Source organism: Flavobacterium sp. (genome assembly GCF_027531705.1).
Taxonomy (GTDB): Bacteria; Bacteroidota; Bacteroidia; order Flavobacteriales; family Flavobacteriaceae; genus Flavobacterium.
In genome coordinates this window covers 1-8,796 of sequence record NZ_JAPZSP010000012.1, presented here as the reverse complement: position 1 = coordinate 8,796, position 8,796 = coordinate 1, and the positions used below count along the sequence as shown (strand labels likewise).

Sequence of the window (8,796 nt, the reverse complement as noted above, 5' to 3'; positions counted from 1 at the left end):
ACTTTCTATTGGATAAGCCGAAATTGCCAATGATTTTTTTCCACTTGGCAAATTGATTTTGGCAGCATCAATTATAAAAGCTGCAGAAGATGCCCATGAAACATCACGAGAATTTTTCATTTTAAATTTCCATGTTAAAGTAGCTTTTCCTGTTGGACGAGAATTAGCATTTGTAACTTCATCAGCTGAACGAATCGCAACTGTTTTATCGCTTGTTTTAGCTTGCGCCCAACGTTTTTGTTGTTCGACAGTATAAACTTCAGTTGGATTTTGCAATTCACCTGAACAAACCACAATATGATTGCTTGGAGCTGTTATCGAAATATCAAAATCGCCATATTCTAAATAAAATTCGCCAGCACCAAGATACGGATTGGTATTCCAACCGCGAACATCATCATAGACACACATTCTTGGATACCATTGCGCAATTGTGAAAACTTTTCCGTTTTTAGTTTCCAAAACACCCGTTCTATCCGAACCATAAATTGGTGAAATGAATGAGAATTCTGTTTTAATTTTAATACTTGCACCATTGGCGTTCAATTCTTGTGGCAATTGAATTTGCATACGAGTATCGGTAATTACAAAAGTTGCCTCTTTTTCAACAGTTTTACCAGCAACAGTACTAATAATTTTTACAGATTTTATTTTGAAACCGCCGTCAAAATCTTGTCCTTTTGCGCCATTACGGCTTCCTTTGGTTGGAATAACAGCATTTCCACGAGAATCTTTTTTGAATAAATTCTGATCAACATTCATCCATAAAAATTCTAATTTATCAGGACTATTATTGGTGTAAGTCAAAATTTCTGTTCCAACAATTTCATTAGTTTGCTCGTTTAAAGTTGCTGTTAACGAATAATCGGCTCTATTTTGCCAATACTTTGCACCTGGTTGTCCGCTTGCAGAACGAGTATCAGTAGCATTTTTAGTATAAAAATTATTCCCAAAAGCTTCGTTGTAATTATAATTGGAAGTTTTAGCTTCTTGAGCATTTGCAGTCAAAACGCCAAAAAGAAAAGTTACAAAAGCAACTCTTAAAAAATATTTTTTCATTTTTCTGATTTATTTAGTGAACAAAAATATGTAATAAGTATAGAAACCAATATGTTTGTTACCTTATATTTGACTATTTTATAAAATATTTAACTTGATGAACATTTCGATACAAAACAATTTTCTAAAAGCGACCATTAATACAAAAGGTGCAGAATTGAATTCGTTGGTAAAAATTGCTGATGGAAAAGAATATATTTGGGAAGGAAATCCAGCATTTTGGGGAAAACATTCACCCGTTTTATTTCCAATTGTGGGAACTTTGAAAGACAATTGTTATTTTTATGAAAATCAAAAATACGAATTACCTCGACATGGTTTAGCCAGAGATATGGAATTTGAAGTGGTTCAAAATATAGAAAGTTCAGTTACTTTTTCATTGAAATCATCTGAATTGACTTTACAGAACTATCCCTTTTCATTTGAATTGCAATTAACCTATTCACTTATAGAAAATGAATTAACAATTGGTTATTCTGTTTACAATCTAAATGATGCAAAAATGCCATTTTCTATTGGTGCTCATCCTGCATTTGCATTGCCAAAAGAAATTGAAAATTATAGTTTATCATTCGAAAAACAAGAAGATTTGAAATGCTATATACTTGAAAATGATTTACTTTCAAATAATAGCTACACCATTTCATTAGAAAATAAAGAGTTACCAATTACTAATAAACTATTTGAAAAAGATGCCTTAATTTTCAAGGAATTACAATCAAAAAATGTATCAATTCTTGAGAATGGAAAAGCAATTTTAAAGGTACGTTTTGAAGATTTTAAGTGCCTTGGAATTTGGTCAAAAGTAGGCGCTCAATTTGTTTGTATTGAACCTTGGTTGGGTTATTCAGATACAACTGAGACATCAAGAAACATATCAGAAAAAGAAGCTATTTTGATTTTAGAACCAAATAAAAAATATGATTGTTCATTTGCAATCGAAATTTTATAAACTATGCTTAGCATCAACTTTCATCCATTTCCAAATTTAGAAACTGAGCGTTTGTATTTACGACGACTTACAGAAGCTGACATAAATGATATACTAGCACTTCGTGGTAATCCTGAAGCTATGAAATATATTCCGCGTCCACTAATTGAGAACGAAGAACAAGCGTTGGCGCATCTTAAAATGATTGATGAAAATATCGAAAATAATACGGCTATAAATTGGGGCGTTTATTTGAAAGAAGATTCGAAATTTGTTGGATTTATGGGAATTTATCGCATTAAACCTGAAAATTATCGTGCAGAAATTGGCTATATGATTTTACCAGAATTCAACGGAAAAGGATATACAACCGAAGCTATAAAACCGATTGTAACCTATGGTTTTGACGAGATGCAATTGCATTCGATGGAAGGCGTAATTGATCCACATAATATTGCGTCGGAACGAGTTTTACAGAAAAATGGTTTTGTAAAAGAAGCTCACATTTTGGAAAACGAATTTGCGCTAGGGAAATTTTGGGATACCGTAATTTACTCTTTATTGAAAAGGAATTTTAAACGGTAATTTTTTGTAAACACAAAAGACACAAAGTAAATAAAGTTATGAGTGATGAGAATTTTAAATTCTATACTACTTCAAAATATTCCCTTTTATCTTTTGCTTATTTTGTGTTTAATTAACTTTAATGTTATTCAATTTACTATTTTTATATCCATACATAAAATAGAAAATCAACCCTAAAACCAACCAACATCCAAACCACATCCAGTTAGAAACTGCCATTCCTGTTAGCAAATAACAACACGAAACCAATCCTAACAAAGGAATCAGCGATAAGTTTTTAAGAAATGCTAGAATTGTCATCACTGCGCAAACTAACAGAAAAACTAGCATTGGCAAGTTTGTTGCCATTTTTCCATCCGAAAAATCTAAAATATCGGTAAAAAAGGTAGGTACATATTTCATAATCAATCCAAAAGCAACTATCATAATAGCTGGAAAAATGAACTTAGAATTTACATACGGAATTCTGAATTTACCTTTGGTTGCTCTTTCCGCTAATTCGGCTTCGCTTTGTGGCGAAAGCATCAAAACACCACCACAAACCAAAACAAATGCAAATAAAGTTCCGATACTGGTAAAATCTAATACAAAATTTTCATCTGTAAAAAATATTGGAAGACCAACTACCAAACCAGTCACAATTGTTGCGAAACCTGGCGTTTTATATTTAGGGTGAATTTCTGCAAATTTCTTTGGCATCAATCCATCTCTAGACATTGTCATCCAAATTCGAGGTTGTCCCATTTGAAAAACCAACAATACACTTGTCATAGCTACAACAGCAGCTATTGAGACAATAAACAACATCCATTTTACACCTTTTAAAGCAAAAATTTCAGCTAAAGGATCACTCACTCCTAATAATTCGTAAGAAACCATTCCGGTGATTACTAATGCTAAAACTATAAAAACTACTGTACAAATTACCAACGAATAAATCATTCCGCGAGGCAAATCTCTTTGCGGGTTTTTACTTTCTTCTGCCAATGTTGAAACGGCATCAAAACCGATGTAAGCAAAGAAAACAGCCGAAACGCCGCCCATAACTCCGCTAAAACCATTTGGCATAAACGGTGTCCAATTATCAATATCGATATAAAAAGCACCCACAACAATAACAAGTAAAATAATAGCTAACTTAATATAAACCATTGCATTACTAAAGTTTTTTGACTCTTTTGTTCCTCTATAAACTAAATAAGTAATTAGAATATTAATAACAACAGCTGGTAAATCGAAAATGATTTTTAATCCACCAATTACTGGTGCATTTTGCCAAGCTGCGAGACCTTCAGCTCCTTTATTTGCAACAAAAGCATCTTGAGCAGATTTATAATTTATGGTTAACCATTCGGGCAAATGAATATGAAAAGTTTCTAACAAATTAGTGAAATAACCGCTCCATGAAAATGCGATGTATATATTTCCAATGGAATATTCCATAATTAACGCCCAGCCTATTATCCATGCAAATAATTCACCAAAAGAAACATAAGCATATGTGTAAGCACTTCCAGAAACTGGAACTCTAGATGCAAATTCTGCATAACACATTGCTGTGAAACCACACGCAACAGCACACATTATATACAATAAAATTACTGCTGGTCCACCCGAAAAACAAGCGTTACCGATTGCACTAAAAGTTCCTCCACCAATTATGGCTGCTATTCCAAAAAAAGTTAAATCTTTAACTGTTAATACTTTATTTAACCCAGAATGTTCACCATCGCCACCTTCTTGTAAAATTTTAGCGATAGGTTTTTTTCTGAATAAATTAGATAAAGACATCTTGATAGTTTGTTAATGTTAGTTTAACAAATATAATATAATTTCACAATAATTTACAAAATCGAAAAAAATAGAAACTATAACTAAAAACTATTAAAAAATAAATTTAAAACATAAATTATCTATATTTCTATGATTTTAAATTTATAAATTTGTGAATAGTAAAATTAAAAAAACAAATAATTAATAATAAAATAGTTTTAAAATTAAATAATTAATAAAATTTATGGAACATTCAAATGACATTAGCAAATGCCCATTTCATCAAAACCAAAAAAGTTTTAGCGATGGTGTAAAAAATCAAGATTGGTGGCCAAAAGCGCTTAGTTTAGATATTTTACATCAACATGATTCGAAAACCAATCCACTTGGAGAAGATTTTAATTATGCTGAAGAATTCAAAAAATTAGATTTACAAGCGGTTAAAAATGATTTAAAAGCTTTCATGACTGATAGCCAAGATTGGTGGCCGGCCGATTGGGGGCACTATGGTGGATTGATGATTAGAATGGCTTGGCATGCTGCTGGAACTTACAGAATTTCTGATGGTCGTGGTGGTGCAGGAACTGGAAACTTACGTTTTGCTCCACTTAACAGTTGGCCTGATAACGGAAACTTAGATAAAGCTAGAAGACTTTTATGGCCAATAAAAAAGAAATATGGTAATAAAATCTCATGGGCTGATTTAATGATATTAGCAGGAACAATGGCTTATGAATCAATGGGATTAAAAGTATTCGGATTTGCTGGTGGTCGTGAAGACATTTGGCATCCAGAAAAAGATATTTATTGGGGCGCAGAAAAAGAATGGTTAGCAAAATCTGGAGGTGAAGGAAGTCGTTATTCTGGAGAAAGAGATTTGGAAAATCCATTGGCGGCAGTGATGATGGGATTAATTTATGTAAATCCAGAAGGTGTTGACGGACAACCTGACCCATTAAAAACAGCTCATGATGTTCGCATCACGTTCCAAAGAATGGCTATGAATGATGAAGAAACTGTTGCGTTAACTGCTGGTGGACATACTGTTGGAAAAGCACACGGCAATGGTGATGCTTCGGTTTTAGGTCCAGAACCTGAAGGTGGCGAAATTGAAAACCAAGGATTTGGTTGGATGAACCCAAAAGGAAACGGAAACGGCGCTGACACAGTAACAAGTGGACTTGAAGGTGCTTGGACAACACATCCAACACGTTGGGATAATGAATATTTTGATTTATTATTGAACCTCGATTGGGAATTGAAGAAAAGTCCAGCTGGTGCTTGGCAATATGAACCAGTAAACATTAAAGAAGAAGACAAACCTGTAGATGCTCACAATCCGTCAATTAGAAAAAATCCTATTATGACAGATGCTGATATGGCATTGAAAATGGATCCGGCCTATCGAGTGATTGCTGAACGTTTTCATCAAGATCAAGCCTATTTCTCAGAAGTTTTTGCAAGAGCTTGGTTCAAATTGACTCACAGAGATTTAGGTCCAAAAGATAGATACTTGGGTACAGATGTTCCTGCAGAAGATTTGATTTGGCAAGATCCAGTTCCGAAAGTAGATTACACTTTATCAGATTCTGAAATTGAAGAATTGAAAGTAAAGTTATTGAATAGCGGATTAACAAGAGCCGAACTAATAAACACTGCATGGGATAGTGCAAGAACATTTAGAGGCTCAGATTTTAGAGGTGGCGCAAATGGTGCAAGAATTCAATTAGAACCACAAAAAAATTGGGTAGCCAATGAACCTGAAAGATTGCATAGAGTTTTGGCTAAACTTGCCGAAATTCAGGCAGGTTTGAGTAAAAAAGTGAGTATTGCTGATTTAATTGTTCTTGGTGGAACAGCAGCTATAGAAAAAGCAGCTCAAGAAGGTGGATTTAATGTGAAAGTTCCTTTCCATGCAGGAAGAGGAGATGCTTCACAAGAAATGACCGATGTAGAATCATTTGAAGTTTTAGAACCAACAAACGATGCTTTCAGAAACTTTATGAAGTCGAAATATGTAGTGCAACCAGAAGAATTAATGTTAGACAAAGCACAACTTCTTGGATTAACAGCTGCAGAAATGACCGTTCTTATTGGAGGAATGCGTGTTCTTGGAACCAACTTTAACGGAACTAAACACGGTGTTTTCACTAATAATGAAGGTGTTTTAAGTAATGATTTCTTTGTGAATTTAACTGATATGAACTACAGTTGGAAACCTGCTGGCGATAACCTATACAACATTGTTGATAAAAAATCGGGGGCAACTAAGTGGACCGCAACTAGAGTTGACTTAGTTTTTGGTTCAAATTCTGTATTGAGAGCTTACGCTGAAGTATATGCACAAGACGATAACAAAGAAAAATTTGTACAAGATTTTATAAATACTTGGTCAAAAGTGATGAATTTAGATCGATATGATTTGAAATAAAAACTTCAAAGTTATTGTTGCTTTTCTAAAAAACCATCTTTTTAAGGTGGTTTTTGTTTTTTATGCAAAAAATACCACTAAAAAAAACACATAGTGAAATTATTATACTAATATTTTATAAGAAATATATTAATAATTTATATCTATTAATCAATCGGAAAATACAATAATTATCATGTCTTTTATCTCTTTCTAGTTGTAAATTTGTATTCAGAAAAACAATAATAATTTAAATCATACAATCATGGCATTAGTTGGAAAAAAATTCCCAAACATTACAGTAGATGCAATCTCTTTTATGGGAGATAATTTAAGAATCAACGTTTTAGAAGAAGCAAAAAACAACAAGAAAAAAGTAATTTTATTTTGGTATCCAAAAGATTTTACTTTCGTTTGCCCAACAGAATTACATGCATTCCAAGCTGCTCTTCAAGAGTTTGAAAAAAGAAATACCATGGTAATCGGTGCATCTTGTGATACAAACGAAGTTCACTTTGCTTGGTTAAACACTCCAAAAGATAATGGAGGAATAGAAGGTGTTACCTACCCTATTTTGGCAGATACAACTCGTAATCTTTCTGCAGCATTAGATATTCTTGATGCAGAATGGGTTTATGATGAAGAAATAAACGACGAAATTTTAGAGGGTTCAAACGTAACTTACAGAGCTACTTATTTAGTTGACGAAGATGGAAAAATATTCCACGAAAGTGTAAATGATATGCCATTGGGAAGAAATGTAAATGAATATTTGAGATTAATTGATGCTTACACACATGTTCAAACCAAAGGTGAAGTTTGTCCAGCTAACTGGGAAGAAGGAAAAGATGCTATGAACGCTGACAGAAATTCAACAGCTGCATACTTAGCTTCTCATTAATAAATATCAATCACAATGACAATAACAATGTCAAAATCAGAAATTGAAATTTGACATTGTTGTTGCTATTGAAATTTTAAAACTATGTTTTTAGAAATAGAACAAGATAATTTAGCTGAAGTGGTTGCTTCAAATGATGTTGTGGTAGTTCAATATTCTGCTACTTGGTGTGGAAATTGCCGAATTATGAAACCAAAATTCAAAATGTTGGCTTCACAAAACGAGAGAATACCATTTCTTATGGTAGATGCAGAAAAATTCCCAGAGTCAAGAAAATTGGCAAAGGTGGACAATTTACCAACTTTTGCAACATTCAAAAATGGAACTTTAGTAAATCAAAGTCAAACTACAAAACTTGAAGTTTTAACAGACTTGGTATACGAAGTAATCTAAAAAGTTAATGGTTTGTAAAATTTATCGCAAACCATTAACTATTAACAACAAACTATAAACTAAACAAATGAAATTACCTATAATAAAACACCTGACTCAGTTCATTGAAGAAAATGATCAAGATTATTTAATTGAGACAATTGAAGTTTTAGAAAATCTATGTGAAGTTTCGTCACTAAAAGATGAAGAACTTGAGGTTATAGGAGAATTGATATCTAATATGTATGGTGCTCTTGAAGTAAATCTATTAATAAAAAACGGAGCTGATAAAAAAACAGCCTTAAATGATTTTATGAAAAGAGTATTAGGTTCTATTGATAAATAATTTAACATTTTAGATAAAAAGAAAGGCTGTCAATGACAGCCTTTCTTTTTTTGATGATTTATCGTTTTAATGCAAAATGCGATTTAAATATTTTAGTAACTCCTTGTTCTTGATATTCTATAGTAAACCAATAATCATCTGCTGGTAATGGAGTTTTGTTGAATGTTCCATCCCATCCTTCTCCTGCTGTTGTGATTTGTTTCATCAGTTTTCCATAGCGGTCAAATATATAAATTTTTGCGTTAGGTTGGTCTCCTAAATCAGAAATATTCCATCTATCATTATAGTCATCGCCATTTGGCGTGAAAAAGTGAGGGAAATTCAATAGTTTCACAGTTGCATAGATCTCGTCACAGCCAAATTTATCTCTAACATAAACCGTATGATCACCTGAGTTTAATCCAATAAATTGATTACTC

The 8,796-nt window shown here is 32.7% G+C and carries 8 protein-coding genes and 1 pseudogene; 6 read left to right on the top strand and 3 right to left on the bottom strand.

Features of this window, described 5'->3' with window-relative positions; translation table 11 throughout:
- Window positions 1-1,059 (bottom strand): annotated as a pseudogene (locus tag O9267_RS05095) (M1 family peptidase); the annotation flags it as partial.
- Window positions 1,060-1,156: 97 nt separating this feature from the next.
- Between O9267_RS05095 and O9267_RS05090 the strand changes: the two are divergent.
- Together O9267_RS05090 and O9267_RS05085 are read left to right on the top strand one after the other, a co-directional pair.
- Window positions 1,157-2,011, top strand: coding sequence for an aldose 1-epimerase family protein (locus tag O9267_RS05090; protein WP_298176799.1), 855 nt, complete (start codon window positions 1,157-1,159; stop codon window positions 2,009-2,011).
- A 3-nt stretch (window positions 2,012-2,014) separates the two neighbouring features.
- Window positions 2,015-2,575, top strand: a complete 561-nt coding sequence (locus O9267_RS05085; RefSeq protein WP_298176798.1) for a GNAT family N-acetyltransferase — start codon at window positions 2,015-2,017, stop codon at window positions 2,573-2,575.
- 108 nt (window positions 2,576-2,683) lie between these two features.
- Here O9267_RS05085 and O9267_RS05080 read toward each other — a convergent pair whose 3' ends face one another.
- A complete protein-coding gene (locus tag O9267_RS05080) occupies window positions 2,684-4,366 on the bottom strand; it encodes an amino acid permease (RefSeq protein WP_298176797.1) in 1,683 nt (560 codons plus the stop codon).
- Between the two features lie 226 nt (window positions 4,367-4,592).
- Between O9267_RS05080 and katG the strand changes: the two genes are divergently transcribed.
- The 4 genes from katG (at window position 4,593) to O9267_RS05060 (ending at window position 8,377) form a co-directional block, all read left to right on the top strand.
- Entirely contained in the window at window positions 4,593-6,779 is a 2,187-nt protein-coding gene (katG, locus tag O9267_RS05075) for a catalase/peroxidase HPI (RefSeq protein ID WP_298176795.1), read from the top strand.
- 244 nt (window positions 6,780-7,023) lie between these two features.
- The gene (locus O9267_RS05070) at window positions 7,024-7,659 is read left to right on the top strand and encodes a peroxiredoxin (protein ID WP_298176793.1); all 636 of its coding nucleotides are present in this window, start codon (window positions 7,024-7,026) and stop codon (window positions 7,657-7,659) included.
- 84 nt (window positions 7,660-7,743) lie between these two features.
- Window positions 7,744-8,052: a thioredoxin family protein gene (locus tag O9267_RS05065; protein ID WP_298176791.1), complete on the top strand. Its 309-nt coding sequence runs from the start codon at window positions 7,744-7,746 to the stop codon at window positions 8,050-8,052.
- A 67-nt stretch (window positions 8,053-8,119) separates the two neighbouring features.
- A complete protein-coding gene (locus tag O9267_RS05060; RefSeq protein WP_298176789.1) occupies window positions 8,120-8,377 on the top strand; it encodes a hypothetical protein in 258 nt (85 codons plus the stop codon).
- A gap of 58 nt (window positions 8,378-8,435) precedes the next feature.
- On the opposite strand, the gene O9267_RS05055 is transcribed toward O9267_RS05060, so the two are convergent.
- The coding region (locus O9267_RS05055) for a T9SS type B sorting domain-containing protein (RefSeq protein WP_298176787.1) at window positions 8,436-8,796 on the bottom strand (361 nt) is incomplete at its 5' end.